Origin of the sequence: Mesorhizobium sp. M0772 (assembly GCF_040320135.1) — a bacterium.
Lineage (GTDB): Bacteria > Pseudomonadota > Alphaproteobacteria > Rhizobiales > Rhizobiaceae > Mesorhizobium.
Map to the genome: position 1 here is coordinate 36,100 of NZ_JAMYPB010000042.1, position 21,267 is coordinate 57,366.

At 63.6% G+C, this 21,267-nt stretch carries 27 protein-coding genes; 9 read left to right on the forward strand and 18 right to left on the reverse strand.

Annotation, left to right across the window (positions count from 1 at the left end; all coding sequences use genetic code 11):
- Nucleotides 1–9: 9 nt before the first annotated feature.
- Complete coding sequence (locus tag NKI06_RS23480; RefSeq protein WP_023683994.1) at nt 10–729, forward strand: helix-turn-helix transcriptional regulator; 720 nt, start codon at nt 10–12, stop codon at nt 727–729.
- 63 nt (nt 730–792) lie between these two features.
- Here NKI06_RS23480 and NKI06_RS23485 read toward each other — a convergent pair whose 3' ends face one another.
- From NKI06_RS23485 to NKI06_RS23495, 3 genes are all read right to left on the reverse strand, one after another.
- Nucleotides 793–1,485, reverse strand: coding sequence for a DUF1013 domain-containing protein (locus tag NKI06_RS23485; RefSeq protein WP_023670142.1), 693 nt, complete (start codon nt 1,483–1,485; stop codon nt 793–795).
- Between the two features lie 326 nt (nt 1,486–1,811).
- A complete protein-coding gene (locus NKI06_RS23490; RefSeq protein ID WP_023670143.1) occupies nt 1,812–1,952 on the reverse strand; it encodes a DUF1127 domain-containing protein in 141 nt (46 codons plus the stop codon).
- Nucleotides 1,953–2,308: 356 nt separating this feature from the next.
- Entirely contained in the window at nt 2,309–3,319 is a 1,011-nt protein-coding gene (locus NKI06_RS23495; protein WP_032903975.1) for an NAD(P)H-quinone oxidoreductase, read from the reverse strand.
- Between the two features lie 136 nt (nt 3,320–3,455).
- On the opposite strand from NKI06_RS23495, the gene NKI06_RS23500 reads away from it, so the two are divergent.
- From NKI06_RS23500 to NKI06_RS23510, 3 genes are all read left to right on the forward strand, one after another.
- The gene (locus tag NKI06_RS23500) at nt 3,456–3,650 is read left to right on the forward strand and encodes a DUF1192 domain-containing protein (RefSeq protein WP_023670145.1); all 195 of its coding nucleotides are present in this window, start codon (nt 3,456–3,458) and stop codon (nt 3,648–3,650) included.
- Nucleotides 3,651–3,746: 96 nt separating this feature from the next.
- Complete coding sequence (locus NKI06_RS23505; protein WP_023683997.1) at nt 3,747–4,985, forward strand: MFS transporter; 1,239 nt, start codon at nt 3,747–3,749, stop codon at nt 4,983–4,985.
- A 32-nt stretch (nt 4,986–5,017) separates the two neighbouring features.
- A complete protein-coding gene (locus tag NKI06_RS23510) occupies nt 5,018–5,281 on the forward strand; it encodes an ArsR/SmtB family transcription factor (RefSeq protein WP_023690079.1) in 264 nt (87 codons plus the stop codon).
- Between the two features lie 29 nt (nt 5,282–5,310).
- Here the strand turns inward: NKI06_RS23510 and NKI06_RS23515 are convergent, their stop codons facing one another.
- From NKI06_RS23515 to NKI06_RS23535, 5 genes are all read right to left on the reverse strand, one after another.
- Entirely contained in the window at nt 5,311–5,775 is a 465-nt protein-coding gene (locus NKI06_RS23515) for an SRPBCC family protein (protein ID WP_023690078.1), read from the reverse strand.
- Between the two features lie 16 nt (nt 5,776–5,791).
- The gene (locus tag NKI06_RS23520; RefSeq protein WP_032904808.1) at nt 5,792–6,166 is read right to left on the reverse strand and encodes a nuclear transport factor 2 family protein; all 375 of its coding nucleotides are present in this window, start codon (nt 6,164–6,166) and stop codon (nt 5,792–5,794) included.
- A 23-nt stretch (nt 6,167–6,189) separates the two neighbouring features.
- Nucleotides 6,190–6,516 carry an ArsR/SmtB family transcription factor gene (locus NKI06_RS23525; RefSeq protein WP_031197100.1) on the reverse strand — a complete coding sequence of 109 codons (327 nt, stop codon included), beginning with the start codon at nt 6,514–6,516 and terminating at the stop codon, nt 6,190–6,192.
- A gap of 5 nt (nt 6,517–6,521) precedes the next feature.
- Nucleotides 6,522–7,178 (reverse strand): glutathione S-transferase family protein, encoded by a 657-nt coding sequence (locus NKI06_RS23530; protein WP_023690076.1) that lies wholly within the window; start codon nt 7,176–7,178, stop codon nt 6,522–6,524.
- A 116-nt stretch (nt 7,179–7,294) separates the two neighbouring features.
- Nucleotides 7,295–8,128: an alpha/beta fold hydrolase gene (locus NKI06_RS23535; RefSeq protein ID WP_352840773.1), complete on the reverse strand. Its 834-nt coding sequence runs from the start codon at nt 8,126–8,128 to the stop codon at nt 7,295–7,297.
- A 114-nt stretch (nt 8,129–8,242) separates the two neighbouring features.
- Here NKI06_RS23535 and NKI06_RS23540 point away from each other — a divergent pair, with 114 nt between their 5' ends.
- The 3 genes from NKI06_RS23540 (at nt 8,243) to NKI06_RS23550 (ending at nt 9,690) form a co-directional block, all read left to right on the forward strand.
- On the forward strand, nt 8,243–8,770 hold the full coding sequence (locus NKI06_RS23540) for a winged helix-turn-helix transcriptional regulator (RefSeq protein ID WP_023754138.1): 528 nt from the start codon (nt 8,243–8,245) through the stop codon (nt 8,768–8,770).
- 79 nt (nt 8,771–8,849) lie between these two features.
- Entirely contained in the window at nt 8,850–9,083 is a 234-nt protein-coding gene (locus tag NKI06_RS23545) for a hypothetical protein (protein ID WP_023684002.1), read from the forward strand.
- 175 nt (nt 9,084–9,258) lie between these two features.
- Complete coding sequence (locus NKI06_RS23550) at nt 9,259–9,690, forward strand: GlcG/HbpS family heme-binding protein (RefSeq protein ID WP_023690074.1); 432 nt, start codon at nt 9,259–9,261, stop codon at nt 9,688–9,690.
- Between the two features lie 122 nt (nt 9,691–9,812).
- Here NKI06_RS23550 and NKI06_RS23555 read toward each other — a convergent pair whose 3' ends face one another.
- The 4 genes from NKI06_RS23555 to NKI06_RS23570 all read right to left on the reverse strand — a co-directional run bounded on the left by NKI06_RS23555 (nt 9,813) and on the right by NKI06_RS23570 (nt 12,595).
- Complete coding sequence (locus NKI06_RS23555; protein WP_023670154.1) at nt 9,813–10,214, reverse strand: hypothetical protein; 402 nt, start codon at nt 10,212–10,214, stop codon at nt 9,813–9,815.
- Nucleotides 10,215–10,407: 193 nt separating this feature from the next.
- Nucleotides 10,408–11,355, reverse strand: coding sequence for an agmatinase (locus NKI06_RS23560; RefSeq protein ID WP_023733045.1), 948 nt, complete (start codon nt 11,353–11,355; stop codon nt 10,408–10,410).
- 196 nt (nt 11,356–11,551) lie between these two features.
- Nucleotides 11,552–11,734: a 50S ribosomal protein L32 gene (rpmF, locus tag NKI06_RS23565; RefSeq protein WP_008834724.1), complete on the reverse strand. Its 183-nt coding sequence runs from the start codon at nt 11,732–11,734 to the stop codon at nt 11,552–11,554.
- A gap of 153 nt (nt 11,735–11,887) precedes the next feature.
- On the reverse strand, nt 11,888–12,595 hold the full coding sequence (locus tag NKI06_RS23570) for a biosynthetic peptidoglycan transglycosylase (protein ID WP_352987399.1): 708 nt from the start codon (nt 12,593–12,595) through the stop codon (nt 11,888–11,890).
- Between the two features lie 131 nt (nt 12,596–12,726).
- On the opposite strand from NKI06_RS23570, the gene NKI06_RS23575 reads away from it, so the two are divergent.
- Complete coding sequence (locus tag NKI06_RS23575; RefSeq protein ID WP_352987395.1) at nt 12,727–13,644, forward strand: polyprenyl synthetase family protein; 918 nt, start codon at nt 12,727–12,729, stop codon at nt 13,642–13,644.
- A 96-nt stretch (nt 13,645–13,740) separates the two neighbouring features.
- Here the strand turns inward: NKI06_RS23575 and NKI06_RS23580 are convergent, their stop codons facing one another.
- Together NKI06_RS23580 and NKI06_RS23585 are read right to left on the reverse strand one after the other, a co-directional pair.
- Nucleotides 13,741–14,742 carry an NADP-dependent oxidoreductase gene (locus NKI06_RS23580; protein ID WP_352987396.1) on the reverse strand — a complete coding sequence of 334 codons (1,002 nt, stop codon included), beginning with the start codon at nt 14,740–14,742 and terminating at the stop codon, nt 13,741–13,743.
- A gap of 68 nt (nt 14,743–14,810) precedes the next feature.
- Nucleotides 14,811–15,626, reverse strand: a complete 816-nt coding sequence (locus NKI06_RS23585; protein WP_352741129.1) for an oxidoreductase — start codon at nt 15,624–15,626, stop codon at nt 14,811–14,813.
- A 102-nt stretch (nt 15,627–15,728) separates the two neighbouring features.
- Here NKI06_RS23585 and NKI06_RS23590 point away from each other — a divergent pair, with 102 nt between their 5' ends.
- Nucleotides 15,729–16,313, forward strand: coding sequence for a TetR/AcrR family transcriptional regulator (locus tag NKI06_RS23590; RefSeq protein ID WP_352987397.1), 585 nt, complete (start codon nt 15,729–15,731; stop codon nt 16,311–16,313).
- A 112-nt stretch (nt 16,314–16,425) separates the two neighbouring features.
- On the opposite strand, the gene NKI06_RS23595 is transcribed toward NKI06_RS23590, so the two are convergent.
- From NKI06_RS23595 to NKI06_RS23610, 4 genes are all read right to left on the reverse strand, one after another.
- Nucleotides 16,426–17,283 (reverse strand): sigma-70 family RNA polymerase sigma factor, encoded by an 858-nt coding sequence (locus NKI06_RS23595; protein WP_352459715.1) that lies wholly within the window; start codon nt 17,281–17,283, stop codon nt 16,426–16,428.
- Entirely contained in the window at nt 17,283–17,756 is a 474-nt protein-coding gene (locus NKI06_RS23600) for a carboxymuconolactone decarboxylase family protein (RefSeq protein WP_023673089.1), read from the reverse strand. Before NKI06_RS23600 ends, NKI06_RS23595 begins: the two co-directional genes overlap by 1 nt.
- A 98-nt stretch (nt 17,757–17,854) precedes the next feature.
- Nucleotides 17,855–18,955: an ABC transporter ATP-binding protein gene (locus NKI06_RS23605; RefSeq protein WP_352987398.1), complete on the reverse strand. Its 1,101-nt coding sequence runs from the start codon at nt 18,953–18,955 to the stop codon at nt 17,855–17,857.
- 14 nt (nt 18,956–18,969) lie between these two features.
- The gene (locus NKI06_RS23610; RefSeq protein ID WP_023698486.1) at nt 18,970–21,174 is read right to left on the reverse strand and encodes an ABC transporter permease; all 2,205 of its coding nucleotides are present in this window, start codon (nt 21,172–21,174) and stop codon (nt 18,970–18,972) included.
- Nucleotides 21,175–21,267: the final 93 nt, after the last annotated feature.

The window sequence follows — 21,267 nt, forward strand, 5'->3', positions numbered from 1 at the left end:
GACCATACGATGCGACGTGCCGACAGGCTCTTTCAGATCGTGCAGCACCTGCGTGGCGGCCGGCTGGTCACCGCCCAGAAGCTCGGCACATGGCTCGAGGTTTCCGAGCGGACCATCTACCGCGATATCGCCGATTTGCAGTCGACCGGAGTGCCAATCGACGGCGAGGCCGGCGTCGGCTACATGATGAGGGAGGGTTTCGACCTTCCGCCGCTGATGTTCACGCGTGACGAAATCGTCGCGCTGGTCGCCGGCGCCCGCATGGTGCGGGCCTTTGGCGGCGCGGCCATGGCGCGTGCGGCCGACGAGGCGCTGGTCAAGATCGGCGCCGTCCTGCCCGACGCCGAGAAGGACCGCATCGCCCGCACCGAGATCCACACGCCGATGTGGGTGGTGAGCGACGCCGCGCGTGAGGCGATCGACGTGATCGAGCGCGCTGTCGAGAAGCGACAGGTGCTGACCATCGACTACCGCGACGAGGCCGGCCGCGGCACCGGGCGTGACATCCGTCCGCTCGGTCTGTGGTTCTGGGGCAAGGTATGGACGCTGGTTGCCTGGTGCGAGATGCGCGACGATTTCCGCGCCTTCCGCATCGACCGCATCGCCTCGGTGGTCATCGCCGGCCGCATCTTCAAGCCTGAGCGCGGCAAGCAGCTTGCCGACTTCTACCGCGCCGTCGAACGCTCGGAGGACTATGGCATGACGCCGGACCGGGCGGCGCGCAGCTGAGACTTCGATAATCAATGAAAAAGCCCGCTCGAAGCGGGCTTTTTTGATGAACTGTCGCAAACCTTACTCGTCGTCCGCATCTTCCTTCTTGGACTTGAGCGCCGAGAGCTTGGCGAACACGGCGTTTGCGTCGAGCTCGGCATCCTCGTCCTTCGGCTTCTCCGGCGCCGGCACCAGGCGCTCGGTCACGGCAGCCGGCAGCAGCGTGTCGCCGACAGGCTGCGCCTGCTCGCGGCCGCGCGAGGCGCGGTTGACTTCCATGTCGAGGTCGATCTGCGAAGCGAGACCCAGCGTCACCGGGTCCATCGGCTGCAGATTGGCCGAATTCCAGTGCTTGCGCTCGCGGATCTGTTCGATCGTCGACTTGGTCGTGCCGACCAGGCGCGAAATCTGCGCGTCCTTCAATTCCGGATGGTTGCGGACCAGCCACAGGATGGCGTTGGGCCGGTCCTGGCGCTTCGACAGCGGTGTGTAGCGGGGACCCTTGCGCTTGGATTCCGGCACCCGCACCTTGGGGTCGGACAGTTTCAGGCGCTGGTTCGGATCCTTCTCGGCGCGCGCGATCTCGTCGCGGGTCAGCTGTCCGGTCATGATCGGATCCATGCCCTTGATGCCCTGCGCCGATTCGCCGTCGGCGATCGCCTTGACCTCGAGCGGATGCAACCCGCAGAACTGCGCGATCTGCTCGAAGGAAAGCGCGGTGTTGTCGACCAGCCAGACGGCGGTCGCCTTGGGCATCAGCAGCGTATTGGCCATTTCAAAAATCCTTCTCGTTCGCCCGCGTTCCCGCGCGGGCGGTGGTTTAGAGCCACCAAAATGGGAAATTCGCGGCCTGTATAACCGCTCCGCTGCCGTTTCGCAATGTTTTTGGCGCAGGGCGCAGCCGTCGGACACCGGACAGCGGGGGAGGCCAGGAGGACCTCGGCTCCGGCGATCATTGATGCCGAGTTGTACAGGGGGTCCAAAACGACAAAACCCGCCGGACAGGGTCCAGCGGGCTCGGAACCGGCGACGGGATACCGTCTGCGGCGGCTCTTGCTTCTGCCGCGTGGTCAGGCCTCATCGGCCGACCAGGCTTCGAATTAGATGGCCTTGCGGGCAATCCTCTCGATGTCGCCGCGGCTGATGCCGAGGTCGCTGAGCTGACGGGCGTTGAGCTTGTTCAGCTCGCGCACGGTTTCGTTGTACATACGCCAGTTACGGAAAGCGCGGATCGGGTTCATGGTTGTCCTCCAGTTGTTGGATCAAATCGTTTCGATGACGCTTAGATAGGCAGTGCTGCCCACGAATTGAACAGACGTCTTTGCATAGCCGCAATGCAAATGCTGCATTGCAGCATTAAGCTTCTGTTCATCTTGCCGACAGGCTGAGCGCGGAGCATGGCGCGAGGTTCAGGTCAGGCCGAGCAGAGAATGGCGGCTCCCGAGAACCGGAGCGGAGCGTACTTCAGTACGAAGCACCGGCCTACGCCGGCCGTAGCCTTAACTGCCGCAACGCCTCATGAGGGCTTCGGCCGGCGAAGGCCGGAAGCGCAGGGAGCCGCCATTCGCAGGCCGGCCTCACCTGAATCTCGCCCCATCTAGCCGACGTCGAGAACGATCTTGCCTATATGCTCGCCCTCTTCCATGCGCTCATGCGCCCGCCATGCGTCGGTCAGCGGGAAGATCATGTCCATCACCGGCGCTACCTTCCGGGTGCCGAGCAGCGGCCACACCTGTGCTTCCAGTGCGGCGGCGAGCGCCGCCTTGAACTCGACCGTGCGAGGCCGCAGCGTCGAGCCGGTGTGGGTCAGCCGCTTGACCATGATTTTCGAGAAATCGGCGCTCGCCACCGCGCCGGCCTGGACGGCGATCTGGACGATCCTGCCCTCGACCGCGGCGGCCTCGTAGTTGCGCGCGATATAGTCGCCGCCGACCATGTCGAGAATGACGTCGGCCCCCTTGCCGCCGGTCGCATCCTTGACCGCCGCGACGAAATCCTCCTCGCGGTAGTTGATCGCCCGGTCGGCGCCGAGTTTCAGGCAGGCGTCGCATTTTTCCTTGCTGCCGGCGGTGGTGACGACATAGGCGCCGAAGGCCGACGCCAGCTGGATCGCCGTGGTGCCGATGCCCGATGAGCCGCCATGGACCAGCAGCGTCTCACCCTTTTTCAGGCCGCCGCGCTCGAACACATTGTGCCAGACGGTGAAATAGTTTTCCGGAACCGCGGCCGCCTCCGTGTGGGTGAAGCCGGCGGGCAGCGGCAGCACGCTGCCGGCATGAACCTTTACATATTCGGCATAACCGCCCCCCGGCGTCAGCGCGCAGACCCGGTCGCCGATGCGCCAGCGCGATATGTCGTCGCCAAGGACGGCCACTTCGCCCGATGCCTCGAGACCGGGCAGGTCGGAAGCGCCGGGCGGCGCCGGATAGGCGCCCTTGCGCTGCTGCACGTCGGGGCGGTTGACGCCGGCCGCACGCACCCGGATCAGGATTTCGCCGGGACCAGGCACCGGCACGTCGCGCGTTTCCGGTTTCAGCACCCGCGGCCCGCCCGGTTGCGAGATTGCAATGGCCGTCATCGTGGCTGGAATTTTATGTCCGCTCGCCATGAAATTTCCCGTCTCGGTCCGCCGGCTGCCAGCTTCTTGCCGGCTGTTTGCATCTACGCCCCTGCCCTATGTATGCTGATTGCCGGATCAGGCAAATGGACAAATCAGCCCCAATACTGAATAGGGAGGAGCGACGATGGCGATCTTCGACGACGAACCCAAGAAGAAAGCCCGCCCGCATGAGATCGGACAGGATCTGTCGCTGCTTTCGGTCGGTGACCTGACCGAACGGATCAGCATCCTGCGCGAGGAGATTGCCCGGCTCGAAGCCGAGCTCCAGACCAAGGGCAGCACCAAATCGGCGGCCGAAGCCCTGTTTCGCCGCGGCTAGTTTTCGCGTTAGTTTCGGCGTTGAGCATCCGCCGCCGAAAAGCCCGAATGCGCCTGTCTTCAGACCCCGCCACCGAATCTCCAGACGGATCAAACAATGTTTGCAAGCTACAGGCCGATCCTCTCGCTGCTTCGCGGCACCGCTTTCCTGCTCGCGGCTTCGGGATTGCACGGCCTGTTGTTGCCGTTGCGCGGCCAGCTCGAAGGGTTTTCGACCGCATCGCTCGGCCTGATGGGCACGGCCTGGGCCGGTGGCTTCGTCACCGGCTGCTTCTTCGCACCGCGCCTGGTGCGCCGCGCCGGCCACGTCCGGGCGTTCGGCGCCTTTGCCGCTTCGGGCGCCATCGTGGCGTTGCTTACCGGCCTGATCATCGACGAATATGTCTGGATCCTGCTGCGCGCCTTCACCGGCTTCACCATGGCCGGAGCCTTCATGGTCATCGAAAGCTGGCTGAACGAGAAGGCCACCAACGAGAACCGCGGCACCGTCTTCGGCCTCTACATGATGGTCACCTATGCCTCGATCATGGGCGGCCAGATGATCGTTGCCGGCGGCGACGTCAGATCGGCATCGCTGTTCATGATCACCGGCATATTGTTCTGCCTGTCGCTGATCCCGACCGCGGTGTCGTCGGCTTCGTCTCCCAAGCCTTTGCAGGACGTCAAGCTCGACGTCAAAGGTCTCTACGCCAACTCGCCGGTGTCGGCGATCGCCTGCCTGTTGGTCGGCATCGCCAATGGCGCCTGGGGCACGCTTGGCGCCGTCTACGGCGCCCGTATCGGCATCTCCACCGCCCAGATCGCACTGATGATGAGCCTTGTCGTTATTGCCGGCGCGGCCATGCAGCTTCCGGCCGGACGCCTCTCCGACAAGACCGACCGCCGTTTCGTGCTGGCGGGCGCGGCTTTCGGCGCCGCACTGTTCGCCATCCTGATCTTCCTGTTCGAACCGCGTTCCGCCGTCCTCGTCATTGTCTTCGCCGCTGCCTACGGCGCCTTTGCCTACACGCTCTATTCGATCGCCGTGGCGCATGCCAACGACCACGCCCGATCGGAGGATTTCGTCAAGGTCTCGGGCGGCCTGCTGCTTCTGTATGGCTTCGGAACCATGATCGGGCCCTTGCTGGCTGCCGCCCTGATGGGCTGGCTCCGCCCCGAAGGCCTGTTCCTGGCCACCGCGCTGGCGCATCTCAGCCTCGCCGCCTACACGTTGCTGCGCATCAGCCGCCGCGCGCCGGTGCCGATCGAAGACCGCGATGCCTTCAAGACCCAGCCGGCCGATCGCTCGGTCACCCCTGAAGCACTGCGGCTCAGAAAAGCGGAAGCCGACGGTTGAGATTTGAAAAGCTTTGCCCCACAAGTATAGGCATGATCTTTTCTGACGCCTTCATGGCGATTGCCGACCCCAACCGGCGCTATCTTCTGGAAGAGCTCCGGCGTGGCCCGAAAACCGTCAACGAGCTGGCTTCGGGCCTTCCAGTCTCCCGCCCGGCCGTGTCCCAGCACTTGAAAGTGTTGCTGGACGCCGGTCTGGTTCAGGCCAGGGCCGAGGGCACGAGGCGCGTCTATACAGTCAGCAGTGCCGGCTTCCTCAAGCTCAATATTTGGCTTGATCAGTTCTGGGAAGCATAGGCCGAGATTCCAGCTCGCCTCCCTGGCTTTCAAGTGTCCGTTGCCAGCGCCTTGCCCAGCGCATCGAGCAGGAATCGGGTACCATGCTCGCGCGATGACGGTGTGTCGTGCCCATCGAGAAACGCGCCCTGCTCGGTGAGCACCAGACGCGTGCCCGTGCCTTCCGGGCGAAGCTCAATTGTCGCCAGCGAAACCGAGATTCTGACATCACCGAACAGCATGTCGTAGCTGTAGACGATGCGCTGGTTGGGCACGATGTCCTGATAGGTGGCGGTATAGGTGTGGATCGGCCCGTTCTTCGGCCCGCCGGCATTGACCTCCTGGCCGCCGACGCAAAAATCCATTTCGTGCCTGTGGGTCATCGGGTTGTCGGGGTCGGCGAACCAGCGCCGCTTGGCGGCCGGATCGCTGAGCGCGAAATAGACTTTCGCCGGCGCAACTGGATAGAGGCGCTCGAGGACGAAGGTGGAGTGGACGACGGATCGTTCGGCCATGGTCGGGTCCTCTTGGTCAGCTTGATGGTTTCTGCGCGACGAAGACGCCGTCGCGATAGGACGCGCCGAAATAGACTTCGACGGCGCGCAACCTGTCGCCATGGAACAGATGCAGTTCGGTGTTGCGGAAGGTCTTTCCGTCCGCCGTCTCGCAGCGATAGAGGACAAAGGCGGCGTCCTCGTCCTCGCATATCCGCTCGATGACGATCGAGCTGAAGGCCGGGCTGTCCGGCCAGCAGCGCTCGAAATAGGTCGCACGGTCGATGGCGTCGTCATAGGGGCTGGTGAAGGTGAAATCGTTGGCGAGCACCGCCGCGACGGCAGGCTTGTTATTCGCCTGGTAGGCGGAAAAATAGCCGCGGATCAACTCCGCTCTGCTTTTGCCGGGCATGGTCATTTCTCCTCTGCTTCAGGTCATTCGGTCTCGGCGAGAAAATCGCCGAGTCGGTCGAGCCGACGCTCCCATGTCAGCCGCCGTTCGTTGATCCAGTGTTCTGCGCTGCGCAGCGCCTGCGGCGCGATCTGGCAGGTGCGCACACGGCCGAGCTTTTCCGAGCGCACCAGCCCGCTTGCTTCGAGCACGTTGAGATGCTGGACGACGGCCGACAGCGACATCGCCAGCGGTTCGGCCAACTGGCTGACCGAGGCCGGCCCACGCGACAGCCGTTCGACCATGCTGCGCCTGGCCGGGTCTGCGAGCGCCTGGAACATCAGGTCGAACTGGGCGGGATCGTGCAGCATCGCGATCAGCCGTTATTGTAGGGAAAGAACTTGAAGTAGGGCTGCGCCTCCTCGACCACCCGGGCGAAGGACGGCCGCTTGAGCAGGCGGTCGTGGTAGTGTTTCACGGCCGGATAGCTGTCGCCGAATGGCTCGACCTTGTTGGCGTAGAACAGCGCCGGCGAGGCCGCGCAGTCGGCCATGGTGAAGGTAGGCCCGGCCGCCCAGAGTTTCGAGCGCATCTCCTCCTCGATGATCGCATAGGCGTTGCGCAGTTGCGCGCGCGCCTCATCGACCCCGAACGGATCGGTCTTGTCCTGCGGGCGCAACCTGTCGCCGACGATCTTCTGCATCGGCGCCTGCACGTAGAAATCGTAGAAACGGTCGGCCTGGCGGACCTGGAGGGCAAGGTCGGCCTCGGCCGGGATGAGCTCGACCGGCCCGGGATAATGCGCCGCCAGATATTCGATGACGATGGTCGATTCCAGCACCGTGCGGTTGCGTGCATCGTCACGCAGCGCCGGCATCTTGCCGGTCGGGGACACCTTCAGGAACGCTGCCCGCGACTGCTCATCGCCGAGGTCGACGATAACCGGCGTGAAGGGCGTATCGTTCTCGTAAAACGCTATCAGCGGTTTCCAGCAGAACGATGCCAGCGGATGGAAATGGAAGGTCAGGGACATTTTTTGCTCGTCTGTTTGCGGTTCGTCGATGCTGGAGCGGTGCCAGCCAGCGCCAACACTGAAGCATTTACTTAACTATTTCCGTGAGGCGAATGTGTCAAGGTTCCAGACTGCCTTCAGGGTTTGGTATGCGCCACGATGGCGGCGACGATCGTGCCCCAGTCGTCGGGATGCAGTTCGTGGCCACCGCCTTCGATGCGGACAAGCCGCCCGCCGGCAACAGCGTCGGCAAGGGCTGCGCCATGGTCGACCGGAAAGATCGGATCCGATGTCCCGTGAATGACGAGCAGCGGAACCTTGATCTCGCGCAGGCGTCCTTTCAGATCCTCGCCGCCCTTCAGCATGAAATGGTTAGTCGCGCTCAGGAAGCCGCCGGATCGGTCGTAGTCCTGTTGGACGAACGCGCGCATCGCCTTCTCGTCGAAGGGATGCGCGGTGCTGGCGATCGCACGCGCATCCTTGACGACGAAGCCGATCACCTGGTCGCGGTCCGACCAATCGACCTTGGCGCCATCGGCCGAGTGCTCCATATAGGCCTCGGTCGTCCCCGGCAGGTGCGATGTATCGATCCCCACCGGCGAACTGCTGATCACCGTCAGTGTGATGACACGCGAGGGATGTTTCAACACCAGTCGTTGCGCGATCATGCCGCCCATCGACATCCCGACCACATGCGCCTTGCCGATGCCGCAACCGTCGAGGACGCGCACCGCATCGTCCGCCATGTCGTCGAAGGTATACGGCGGCTCGCCCGGCGCATATTTGGTCGACAGGCCGGTATCGCGATTGTCGTAGCGGATCACGAAACGGCCCTCGCCGGCGAGTTTTTTGCAGAGCGCCTCCGGCCCCCACAGCATCGAGGCCATGGCGCCCATGATCAGCAGAACGGTTGGATCGACGGGATCCCCAAACGTCTGGGAGACGATTTCGGGTGCTGCTGCCCGTGTCATGGGACTCTCCTCGCATGGGCCAATCAAAGGCCAATCAAACTGATTGCGTTTTGCAATCGGTTGCACGATAATAAAACTGATACGCTAATGCAACTGGTTTTTGAGGAGAGTCGGATGAAAACCGAACACCGCTCGGGATGCCCTATCAATCTGTCGCTGGAAGTGTTCGGCGATCGCTGGAGCCTGATCATCCTGCGCGACATGATTTTTGGCGGCAAACGCCACTTTCGCGAACTGCTCAACGGCTCGATCGAGGGCATCGCTTCCAATATCCTGGCCGACCGGCTGAAGCGGCTGATGGAACTCGGCATGCTGACCAAGGCCGACGACCCCTCGCACAAGCAGAAGGCGATCTACAGCCTGACCGAGATGGCCATCACGCTGGTGCCGATCATGGCGCATCTCGGCGCTTGGGGCCGCGTCTGGCTGCCGGTGAGCGAGGAGCTTTCGATCCGGGCCGAGCTGCTGGAGAAAGGCGGACCGCCAATGTGGGAGCAGTTCATGGACGAGTTGCGCCACGACCATCTGGGCACGCCTGTCGCCACACCCGCGCGGCCTTCCGTCCGCGCTACATTGCAGGCCGGATATGAGGCGGTGGTCGCCCGCAAGGCGTCGAGCGGCATCGAGGCCCCCGCCGCTTGACCAACTTATTTCCCCATTATCAGGCCGGCTCTGCTATCAAGGGGCTGAAAAACATAATTTACGGGATTGGATAACGCTCTTGGTCGAGAACTCTAAGGATACTGCCCGCGCCCGGGCGGATATGCGTTTCAAGAAGCAGGAAGAGGCAGCCACGGTGCGGCAAAAGGCGATGGCGGAGTATGTCGCCGAGGCCGACGCCCGCCAGGCCAAGACCAACAAGCTCCGGGCATTGCGCCTTGCCAAGGAAGCGGAAGACCTCGCCAACGCCCCTGCCGTTCCGGTCAAGAAAGCGCCCCGAGCCAAGAAAAAATAGCGCGGCCTTCTTCATCGACGCCCGATCTGGATGCCGGCGGATCGTATCCGCCATGTGCCACGATCAGCAATGCCCGCCATTTCCGCTTTCCCACGCGAAGCAATTTCAACCGCAACCGGGATTTCGCATCCCGCATGTCAGGCGATGATTGACGCGTTTTGATCAGGAGACAGCCATGACCGCACTGACCCTCGAAAAAGCCAAGCACATCATCGACGCCGCCTTCGCCAAGGGCGCCGAGCTGAAGCTCAAGCCGCTCGGCGTTTCCGTGCTGGACGCCGGCGCGCATCTCGTCGCCTTCCAGCGTCAGGACGGAGCCTCGTTCCTGCGCCCGCAAATGTCGGCCGGCAAGGCCTATGGCGCGCTCGCCATCGGGATGGGCTCGCGCCGTGTCGAGGCTTTCGCCAAGGAGCGGCCGCATCTCGTCGCCGGCATTTCCGACGTCTCGGGTGGACGCGTGTTGCCAGTCGTCGGCGGCGTGCTGATCCGCGACAAGGCAGGCGCCGTCATCGGCGCCGTCGGAATTTCGGGAGATACGTCGGACAATGACGAAGCCGCCGCCATCGCCGGCATCGAAGCCGCCGGCTTCACTGCCGATCCGGGCTGAGGGGGAGCTTCGTCATCCCAGGGCGAAGCAGGAGCGAAGCTACGCGGCGCAGACCCCGGGATGACGACCAGAAAGAGCAGCCACGCCAATCGCGAACGGATGCGACCATCCAACGAAGGCGGCTAGTTCAAATTTATGTCTCTACTCGCCGACCGCATCGACACCGAAAACCCGGCCAGCACATCGAACAGGGCGATCACCATCAGCGTGAAGAAGACGGAGTGCGCCGCGCCCTTCACCAGCAGGAACTCGACCAGGAACGCCACGAAGACCAGCGTCGACAACAGATGGTCCATGATCGAGGCGTTCGTGGTGCGCACCGACTTCACCATTTCGAGGAACAGGAAGATCAGCCCGATCACCACCATCAGGTCGCCGAGCGTCATCGAGAACACCCCGCCCGACATCATGCTGAACGAGAAGATCTCGGTCGCCCACGGATCGTCGCCGCTGCCGAATATTCCGAGGAGTCCGAGATTGTAGGCCACGAAGGGCACGATCAGCAGCGGGATGGCACCGAACATCAGGCGTCTCCTCTAGCAATTCCAGGAAAGCGGTTTCCCAAGGAATTGCCTAAACAATGGGGGCACCTTCTGTAGAATGCCCCGCAGGCACGCCGTCAAGATTTTTCGCTAGCGCCCGCAAACACGGAAAAAGACCGCGCGAAACAACCCTGTCAGCCACAGTTGCCCCGGCTGACCACCGACACGCCGGGATTCAGCGCTTGAACTGGCCTGTCCGCACGGCGGCGCCGATAGCGTTGAGGATGAAAAGGCCGGCGGTCATCGAGGTGATCTCGTTGACGTCGCGCGCCGGCGCGATCTCGACGATGTCGATGCCGACGACACGTCCCTTGGCGAACAGCCCCTTGATCAGTTCGATCGTCTGCCGGTAGCTGATGCCGCCAGGCGCCGGGCCTTCGACCGCCGGCATGACAGCGGGATCGAGACCGTCGGCATCGATGGTCAGGTAATAGCGGCCACGGTCCGGGATGCGCTTGAGCAGCGCCGCCGTACCGATATCCTGCCATTCATTGGCGGTGACGATGTTGGAGCCGTAGGCGCGGGCCGCCTCGACCTCCTCGAGCCGGGCGCTGCCCTGGCCGCGGATGCCGAGCTGGAAAATCCCGGCTATATGCGCCATCTCCGAAGCGCGGCGGATGGGGCTGGAATAGCCTTCCCTGACCCCGTTGACATTGTCGCGCCAGTCGAGATGGGCATCGATCTGAACCAGGGTGATCGGCCCTTCGCCGTCAAGCGCCCGCAGGATCGGGATCGGAATGCCGTGATCGCCGCCAATGGTGATCGGCAAGGCGCCGGCGACGCGGATCTTTCGGATCGCCGCTTCGGCCAACCTGTAGTGGCCGCCGGCGGCATCGCCGGGGACATCGCCGACATCGACCACCTTGACGTCCTGCCCGTCAAACAGGGTTCCGCCAATGTCGAAATCATAGCGGTCGAGCCCGAGGCTGATGCGCTGCGAGGCGCGCCGCACCGCCGTCGGCGCGTTGGTCTGGTCGTTGACCAACTCGTCGATCGTGTAGGGACTGCCGTAAGGCATGCCGATGATGGCGACATCCGCCTTCAGCGCATCGAGGTCCTCGACCAGCGGGAAGTTCATGAAGGTCTGGAAGATATCGCGCGGTGCTGTGGTGAGCTTGGTCATGCGGTCCCTCTGAAGCCGGCCGATCATCGCGCGGAAGCGCCGCGACAAGGCATCACTCAATACAGCACCGCCGCCGCAGCTTGTATCGCCACGGACGCCCGGTCTTTGGCATAGTTGGCGGCGCGACGCGCACCAAACGCAAAAAAACCGGCCAATGGCCGGTTCTTTTGGCATTCAAACCCTTCGAAAGCTGGTCTCAGCTTTCCTTGGGCGTCAGCACCTGGCGACCGCGATACATGCCGGTCTTCAGGTCGATATGGTGCGGGCGGCGCATTTCGCCGGAATTCTTGTCCTCGACATAGGTCGGGGCCTTGAGAGCGTCGGCCGAGCGGCGCATGCCGCGCTTGGACGGAGAGGTTTTTCGTTTCGGAACGGCCATGGATATGCTCCACTACATGGTCAAAATGCCCCGATAGCCCTCGTGAAAGGGCCGCGTCAGGGCCATAATCTGAGAAAGTCGGGTGCCTATACACGCCCTGCGCCGTTTTGGCCAGCACCGTGGCGATTTTTTTTGAGCCGGCAGCGGTTCGACCTAATCAAGACAACCGACATACGCGCCCGAACGGCCGGCGCGGCGTTCGATCAGCGACGCCAGCCGCCGCAGACCCGGACCGGGCTTGGCCGGATTGCGGGCGATCGGATTGGGCAACGAGACGGCGAGCAAAGCCGCCTGCCGCCGCGACAGCTGCTTGGCCGAAACGCCGAAATGATGCTGGGCCGCCGCCTCGATGCCGTAAACGCCCGGCCCCCATTCGGCGATGTTGAGGTAGATCTCCATGATCCGCCGTTTCGACATCACCGCGTCGAAATAGACGGCCAGCGGCAGTTCGACCACCTTGCGCACCGAGCCCAGCGGCCGCGACCACAGGAAAAGGTTCTTCACCGTCTGCATGGTGATTGTCGAGGCGCCGCGCGGCGCCACGCCGGCCAGCGCATCGTCGACGACGCCGCGCAATTCGCCAAGATCGATGCCGCGATGGAAGCAGAACTGACCGTCCTCCGACATGATCACCGAATTGGCCAGCACCGGCGACACATCGTCGATCGACACCCAGCGCCGGTCGTAGCCGGAAAATGTCGCGAGGTCTTTGACCATCAAGGTCGATATCGGATGCACGAAGGACGGCAGATAGAGGAAGGTCAGCCCAACGGGTATCGCCGCCAACACGGCGGCGACGACCAGGCAACGCCGTGCCAGGCGCTTCAGACCGGCGCGGTTCACGCGCCTCGGTCGCGCCATCTCAAACCCTTCGGTTTCATGATCGACGATCGGTTCCGTCAAGCCGCCCCACCCGCGCCATTCTCCCGCCTCCGGCATAATGGCGCGAGGCTTCTTGCGCAACGTCTGAGTGTCGGCTACCGCTCCCGGCCATGACGAAAGACGAGCAATTGGCCTTTGAGGCCGCACTTCTGGGGCGGGCGGCGGCGATCGAGGCCGGGCTCAGGCTGCTGCTCGACGGCCGCACGCTTGCCGGCGAGATCGCCCGGCCGGAGCGTCTGATGGCGGCCATGCGCCATGGCGTGCTGAACGGCGGCAAGCGGCTGCGCCCCTTCCTGGTCATGGAAAGTGCCGCCCTTTTCGGCGCCGATGGCGAGGCGTCGCTTCGCGTGGCGACAGCGCTCGAATGCGTGCATTGCTATTCGCTGATCCATGACGATCTGCCTGCCATGGACGACGACGATCTGCGCCGCGGCCAGCCGACCGTGCACAAGGCCTTCGATGAAGCCACCGCCATACTTGCCGGCGATGCGCTTCTGACGCTTGCCTTCGATGTCCTCGCCGATGAGGCGACGGCGCTGCCGGAGGAGCGCAGGGCGGCACTGGTGCTGGCGCTGGCGCGCGCGGCCGGCACTGGGGGCATGGTCGGCGGGCAGACGCTCGATCTCGAAGCCGAGCGCAACAGGCCGGACGAAGCCGGCATTATCCGGCTGCAGGCGATGAAAACCGGCGCGCTGATCCGCTTCGCCTGCGAAGCCGGCGCGATCATTGCCGGCGCCGCACCGCAGGACCGCGACCGGCTGGCCGAATTCGGCTCGGCGGTCGGGCTTGCCTTCCAGCTTGCCGACGACCTGCTCGACCTGACCGCCGATGCCAGCCAGATGGGCAAGGCGACCGGCAAGGACGCAGCCGCCGGCAAGGCGACGCTGGTCGCGCTGCATGGCGCGAACTGGGCGCGCAGCCAGCTCCATGGGCTGGTCAAGCAGGCCCATGAATTGCTTGAGCCTTACGGTGAACAGGCAGCCTTGCTGAAGGCAGCGGCAAGCTTCGTGGCAGTCCGCAACAACTGAGGTTTGGGCAATCGGATGCCGAACCGTTTTCGGAATTTGTCGGCCTTGCGCTGCCTTGCTTGGTGTCTCTCAAATGCCCCAAAGCAACTGGGCGCGCTATCTGACCTTGACGACGACCTTGCCCTTGGCGCGTCCTGTTTCGACGTAAGCCAGCGCCTCATTGGTCACTTCAAAAGGAAAGACCCTGTCGACGACCGGGCGAATCGCCCCATCTTCGATGAGGGACGTGATTTTGCTCAGCTGCTCACCTTGCGCCGACATGAACAGGAACGAAAATCCCACGCCCCGGCGCTTGGCTTTGGTCCTGATACCACGGCTCAGCAGCCGCAGCAGCAGACTTAGCACCACGTTCAGTCCCTGTTTCCAGGCAAATTCGGGATCCGGAGGACCGGAAATCGAGATGAGCTTCCCACCCGGTTTCAGCACAGTCAGGGATTTCTCAAGCGTCTTGGCGTCCTGGCTGTTCAGGACGACGTCGTAGCCCGACAGGATTTTCTCGAAGTCGTCCTTCCTGTAGTCGACGACGACATCGGCGCCGAGATCCCTGACCAGATCGTTGCTTGCCGCGCCCGCTGTTGTCGCAACGATCGCGCCGAGGTGCTTTGCCAACTGGATGGCGAATGTCCCCACGCCGCCGGAGCCAGCCTGGATGAAGATCTTCTGGCCTGTCTTCAGACCCGCCCTCTCGATGAGAGCCTGCCAGGCGGTCAGACCGACCAGCGGGATCGAGGCCGCCTCTTCCATGCTGAGGTTCGCCGGCTTCAGCGCCACGTCGGCTTCATCGATTGCGATGAATTCGGCGAATGTCCCGATCCGGCCGTCGCGCGGCCGCGCATAGACGGCGTCGCCGGGTTTGAATTTGCGGACTTTCGAGCCCACCCTGACAACCCTCCCGGCAACGTCGTGACCGAGGATGAAGGGCCGGCGATAGGGAAGGACGAATTTGAATTCGCCGGTCCTGATTTTGGAATCCAGCAGGTTCACCCCGGCGGCATGGACCTCGACCAGGACGTCATTGTCCAGCAGCTCCGGCTCCGGCATCTCGGCCAGCCGCAAAATGCCTTTCTTGCTATATTTATCGACAACGAATGCCTTCATGGCAGTGACTTTCTGAGAGTGTCCGTTGGTGTGCCGTTTGTGTGTGAAATTCTCCGTCCCACCGTTGTTCAGACCGGCAGGCGGAACTGCTTGCGCAAGGTCTTGTCGAACATCCCCGCGGGGGCGAAGCGGCGCAGCAGGCTGACCTGGCGCGCTGCCTTCCCTGCGGTATAGCGCCGTCGCGGACGGGCGTCGGTCGCTGCCTTGACGACCACATCCGCCACCACTTCCGGCCGATCGGCTTTGGGCATCACATCGGCAAGCAGCGCCTTGAGACCGGCGCGCGCCTGATCGTAGTCCTTCAACAGGGAATCCGGCTCGATGCCGTTCTGGTCGAAGACGGTGCGCACGAATGCCGGCTCGATGACCGAGACGCGAATGTTGAAGGCGCGAACCTCATGATCGAGCGATTCCGAATAGCCCTCCAGCGCGTGCTTGACCGCCGAGTAGTGCGCTGAGTATGGCGCGGGCACCAATCCTAGAATCGAGCCGATGTTGACGATGCGCCCTTGGCCGCGGCGCCGCATCGACGGCAACACCGCATTGGTCATGCGCATGACGCCGAACAGATTGACGTCGAACAGAGCCTGCACCTGTGCGACCGAAGATTCCTCGGCGCCGCCAAGCAGGCCGACACCGGCATTGTTGACCAAGAGGTCGATGCGGCCGGTCTGGGCCAGCACGGTTGAAACCAGGGCGCTGACCGACTCTCCGTCGGTCACGTCGCAGGTCAGCATGGACACCTGCGCCGGGCCGTTGCCAGCCTTGCTGCGGCTTGTCCCGAAGACGGTATACCCCGCCCGCGCCAAGGCCTCGGCACTTGCGCGGCCGATGCCCGAGGAGGCTCCGGTCACGACTGCGGTTCTTCCCGAAAGGGTACTCATTTGATACTCCACAGACATGAGGGCTAGCTTTTTGCCGTTGATTGAATTATGATCGTAATATCATATTACACCCATAATGCAATAGCAGAAAGGAAGAGCGCCATGCGCTACGAAAAGGGCCGAAAGGACGCCTCCCGCGATCGCATCGTGGAGGTCGCAGCCCAGCGTTTTCGCGGTGACGGCATCGCCGCGTCCGGATTGGCAGCGATCATGGGCGACGCCGGACTGACGAACGGAGCCTTCTATCCGCATTTCCAGTCCAAGGCGGAGCTCGTGCGTGAAAGCCTCGTAGCGGCACTGGAGAGCCAGTCGCAGCAACTGCAGGAGGTATTGACCACCGGTGGCCCGGAGATGGGCATAGCGGCGTATTTGTCAGCTGAGCACCGGGACAACCCGGGAGCCGGCTGCGCGTCGGCCGCCCTGTTGCCGGAACTCGCGCGTCAGCCGCTCGAAACGCGACAAGTCTATACCGAACGCTTGCTGGTTCTGGTGCGCCAGTTGTCTGCAGCGCTTCCGCAGGCCAGGGATCCGGAAGGCGTTGCCCTGGGCGTCTTTGCGACCCTCATAGGCACACTTCAGCTGGCCCGCGCGGCAGCGGGGACGGATTTGTCGGATCGCATCCTTGCGGCAGGAGCAGACGCCGCGCGCAGCCTGATCCAGCCACGTGACGGCGAGAAGGCATCCTAGAGGTCGGTGGCGGCAGCGGCAAAGGACCCTGACATCGTCCTGCGGGTCGCACACAGGAAGGGCCGGCTTTTGAGGCGGGCCGAACCGGTATTTCGCTCCGATTCAATCGGGTCTAACGCAGATGCCTGAGCTTGTCGGGATTGCGCATGACATAGACGGCCGCGATCTTCCCGTCCTCGATGTCAAGCGCGGTCGTCTGCAGTTCGCCATCGGCCTCCCGCGTGACGAACCCCGGCAGTCCGTTGACGAAGCCGATGCGCACCAGCGTCGAGCGATTGTCGCGCAGCCAGGCCGCGACTTGCGCGTATTGCTTCATGACGGCGTCGAAGCCCAGCACCGGCGCCAAAGCCGCCGGACGCTTGCCGCCGCCATCGGCATGAGCGCTGACATCTTCCGTCAGCAGCGCGCCGAGCGCCTGCATGTCGCCGCTGCGCGATGCCGCGAAAAAAGCTTCGGCGATCTCCAGGCCACGCTGCTTCTCCACCTTGAAGCGGGGCCGCGCCTGGCGGACATGGCCCCGTGCGCGAGCGGCAAGCTGGCGGCAGGCGGCTGAATCGCGCTCGATGGCGGTCGCGACCTCCTCGAATTCCAGCCCGAACACATCGTGCAGGAGAAAGGCCGCCCGCTCGAGCGGCGAAAGCCGCTCCAGCGCCAACATCAGCGGCAAGGTGACATCTTCAAGATCGTCCTCTTCGACGATCGGCTCGGGCAGCCAAGGGCCGATATAGGTCTCGCGCTGGCGCCGCGTGGATTTGAGCTGGTCAAGGCAAAGCCGCGTCACCGTGCGGCGCAGGAACGCTTCTGGCTCGCGAACCTGCGAGCGGTCGGTCCCCATCCAGCGGATGAAGGCATCCTGCACGACATCCTCGGCGTCGCTCACCGAGCCCAGCATGCGATAGGCGACCCGCATCAGCTTCGGACGCAGCGGGCCGAAGCCCGCTGCCGCGTCGTCGGGTGCCGTCGCCGTCATCAGGCCGCCTTGGCGCTGGCGCGTATCGTTGCTGCGTCGGTGTAGAGCCCGAAGCCAACGGCGATGCGGTTCCAGCCATTGATGATGTTTATCAAAACGGTGAGCTTCACCTGCTCCTCCTCGGTGAAATGCGCCTTAAGATCATCATAGGCGCTTTCGCGGTCCTGTCCTTCCGAGAGGCGCGTCAGCGCATCGGTCCAGCCGAGCGCGGCACGCTCGCGGTCGCTGTAGCAGGGCGCTTCGCGCCAGGCCGGCAGCAGATAGATGCGCTGCTCGGTCTCGCCATTCTCGCGCGCTTCGGTGGCATGCAGATTGATGCAGTTGGCGCAGCCATTGATCTGCGACGCCCGAAGCTTCACCAGCTCGTTGAGGCTGTGCTCGAGCCCGGCGGCGACAGAGAGTTCGGTCGATGCGCGCTGCCACTGCTTGATCAGCGCAGGGGCGGCGGCGAAGAGGTCAATTTTGGCGGTCATGATTGCAGTCCTTGTGTTGGGTACGACATCATGACGAGACAAGACCGGCCGGTGTGACATTCAGGCTGGATTTTTTCGAAGGTGCTTTCCCGGCGTGTTCAATTGTCTTTGATCAGCACGATCTTCGCCGGATCGAAATCGATCCCGACCATCGTCCCTTCCGCCACGGCGGGTGTGACATCAGGCGATGTCGCGAACAGTTCGACCGCCGGATCGCTGATCGCGATTCGGTACTCCATGTGGTCGCCGAGATACGAGCTCTTGACCACCTGGCCCTTCATGGTGCCCGCTGGCTGGCCGGGCAAGATTCGCACCGCATTCGGGCGCACAGCGAGCATCGCCGGTCCCGGAGCGTTACCGCGACCCGGCATGTCGAGCAGCAAGGGTCCGACCTTGACCCTGGCACTGGTCGCATTGCTGGAAAGCACCTCGACATCGAGCAGATTGGCGTCGCCCATGAAGTCGGCGATGAAACGGTTGGTCGGCTCGTTGTAGAGGTCGCGCGGCGTACCGTCCTGGGCGACGCGAGCGGCGTTCATGACGATGATGCGGTCGGAGACGGCGAGCGCCTCTTCCTGGTCATGCGTGACATAGACCATGGTCAGCGCCAGATCTTGCTGCAGGCTGCGGATTTCGTCGCGCACCCGCCGGCGCAGCTTGGCGTCGAGGTTGGACAGCGGCTCGTCGAACAGCAGCACCTTCGGCTCCAGTACGATGGCTCGCGCCACCGCGACGCGCTGCTGCTGGCCGCCGGACAATTCGCTCGGCTGGCGCTTCTCGTAGCCGGACAGGCCGACAAGCGACAGCTTTTCGGCGGCGCGCTCGGCTGCCTGCGCCTTGCCAAGCCCCATAGCCCGCAAGCCGTAGCTGACATTCTCCATCACGTTCATGTGCGGGAACAGCGCATAGGACTGGAACACCATGGAGACATCTCGCTCGGCGGCGGACAGCAAGGTGACGTCCTTGTCGTCGATCAGGATGCGCCCGGTGCTGGTCTGTTCCAGCCCGGCGATCAGCCTGAGCGTCGTCGTCTTGCCGCAACCCGAGGGCCCGAGCAGCGTCACCAGGCTGGCCGGCGCGATGTCGAAGCTGACATTGTCGACGGCGATCACCGCGCCGTATTTCTTGGTGACGCCCTCGAACCGCACGGCCGGCCTGTCCGTGACAACCGGGACAGCATTCTTCGCCGTCTGATCCACGCCGCTTCTCCCCATCAGATTGCTGCCACCACGGCTTCCGCCCCAGGCCGGCGCCGGCCGAGCCGGCGTTCGCCGACCAGCAGCTGGATGCCGATGAGGATGACCATCATGACAACGATCATCACCGCCGAATAGACAATCGCGATGCCGTATTCGCCGACATCTGCGCGCCCGACAATGTAGACCGTGGCGAGATTGAACCGGCCGCTCGCCAGGAAGATGACGGCGCTGACCGCCGTCACCGCGCGCACGAAACTGTAGATCATCGCGGTCACGATCGCCGGCTTCAGGATCGGCAGGATCACCCGCAGCAAGGTAGCAAAAGACCGCGCCCCAAGCGTCAGCGATGCCTCGTCCAGGCTCTTGTCGATCTGGCCCAGATTGGCGAGCCCGGCACGGATCGCCACCGGCATGTTGCGGAAGATGAAGGAGATGACGATGATCAGCCCGGTGCCGGTCAATTGCACCGGCGGCACGTTGAAGGCAAGGATATAGCTGACGCCGATCACCGTGCCGGGAATGGCAAAGCTCATCATGGCCAGGAATTCGAACATGGTGCGCCCGGCGAAACGCTGCCGGTCGAGCAGATAGGCCGTCAGGATGCCGAGCGCCGCGGTGAACGGCATGGCCACCAGCGCCAGGCCGATGGTCATCAGCAGCGACGGCCAGGCCGAGCCGCTGAAAAACCAGCCATTGACGCCTTTCTCGATCGAAAAGGCGGTGAGGAAATATTCGAGCGTCGGCGTGTTGTCGCGCCCGATCGATTGCACGAAACCGCCGCCCAGGATGATGCCGTAGACCACGATGGTCAGAACCAGCCACGGAACGACGGCGGCGTAGCAGCCGATCCGCAAGGCCTTGGGCAGCGTCGCCGGTACGCCGCCATCGCCCTTGCCTGCGACGGTGACGTAGCTGCGGCTGCCGATCCAGCGACGCTGGATGACGAAGGCTGCCAGCGTGAACATCAACAGCACGATCGCCAGCACCGCCGCGCGGCCCTGGTCGTGCGCCGCACCGACCACTGCAAAGAAGATGTCGGTCGACAGCACGTTGAAGTTTCCGCCCAGCACCAGCGGATTGGCGAAATCGGCCATGCTCTCGATAAACGAAATCAGGAAGGCGCTGGCCAGCCCCGGCCGGATCAACGGCCAGGTGACGGTGCGAAACGTGCGCCAGCGGCTGGCGCGCAGGGTTTGTGATGCTTCCTCCATGCTTGGGCTGACCCCTTGCAGCACGCCGACCAGAACCAGGAACGCGATCGGCGTGAAGGCCAGCACCTGCGCGATGGTGATGCCGGCCATGCCATAGATCCAGCGGCTGCGCGGAATGCCGAGATGCACCGACATGAGGTTGGTGACGATGCCGGCGCGGCCGAACAGCAGGATCAGCGCCAGGCCGATGACGAAGGGCGGCGTGATGATCGGCAGGATGGACAGGCCGCGCAGCAGCCATTTGGCCGGCAGCTTGGTGCGAAGCGCAATCAGCGCCAGAGCCAGCCCAAGCGCCGTGCAGAAAAAGCCGACGAGGACTGCGATCGCCACCGTGTTCCACGCCACGCCGCAGGAGCCCTCGCCATAGAGGCAGCGCAGGCTCCATATGTTGGCGCTGAAGATCTTTTCGACGAACAGCGCCGGCACGACATTGCCGTCATTGTCCTTGATGGCCGAGGTGAGGATCGACAGCAGCGGATAGGCGACGAACAGGATCAGCGAAGCAATCACGATTGAGAGCGAGCCGACGACGAAACGGTCGCCCTTGCACCATCCCCGCGCGGCGAGCGCCTCGGCGATGAACATCAGCATCGCCACGGCATAGAGCGCCGCGCCCCAGCCAAGCCCCGGCTGCATCGGTCCCGGCGTGCCGGCGATCCGGGTAAGCAAGCCAAATCCCCAGCCCGAATGGATGATGGAAAAGCCTTCGATGGCCAGCCACAGCAGGCCCGCCGCGCCTGCAACCGCAAGGCTCTTGGGGTTATTGCGCGCCACCAGCCTGCTCGCCAGCAGAAGCGGCAGGACAAGCGGCAACAGCCAGGGCCGGCCACCGAGCGCCAGGATGATGGCCGGTGTCGCATCCGCCGGCTGTGCCAGCCAGTCGAACGACAGGAAGCCGCCTTCGACCTTGTACCAAGGCAAGAGCACGAAGCTCGCCCACGCGGCCATTACCCAGGCGAGCGCGCTGCGTCCAGGAGCGGAACTGACCATGGAACCGGCCGCGGCCATTCAATGTCTTTCTGTTGCCAAAGGATGGTGCGCCCGCGGCCCCCCCAGGGCCCCCCCGGTCAAAATGTATAATGCAGTGGTGTTTAAAAAAAA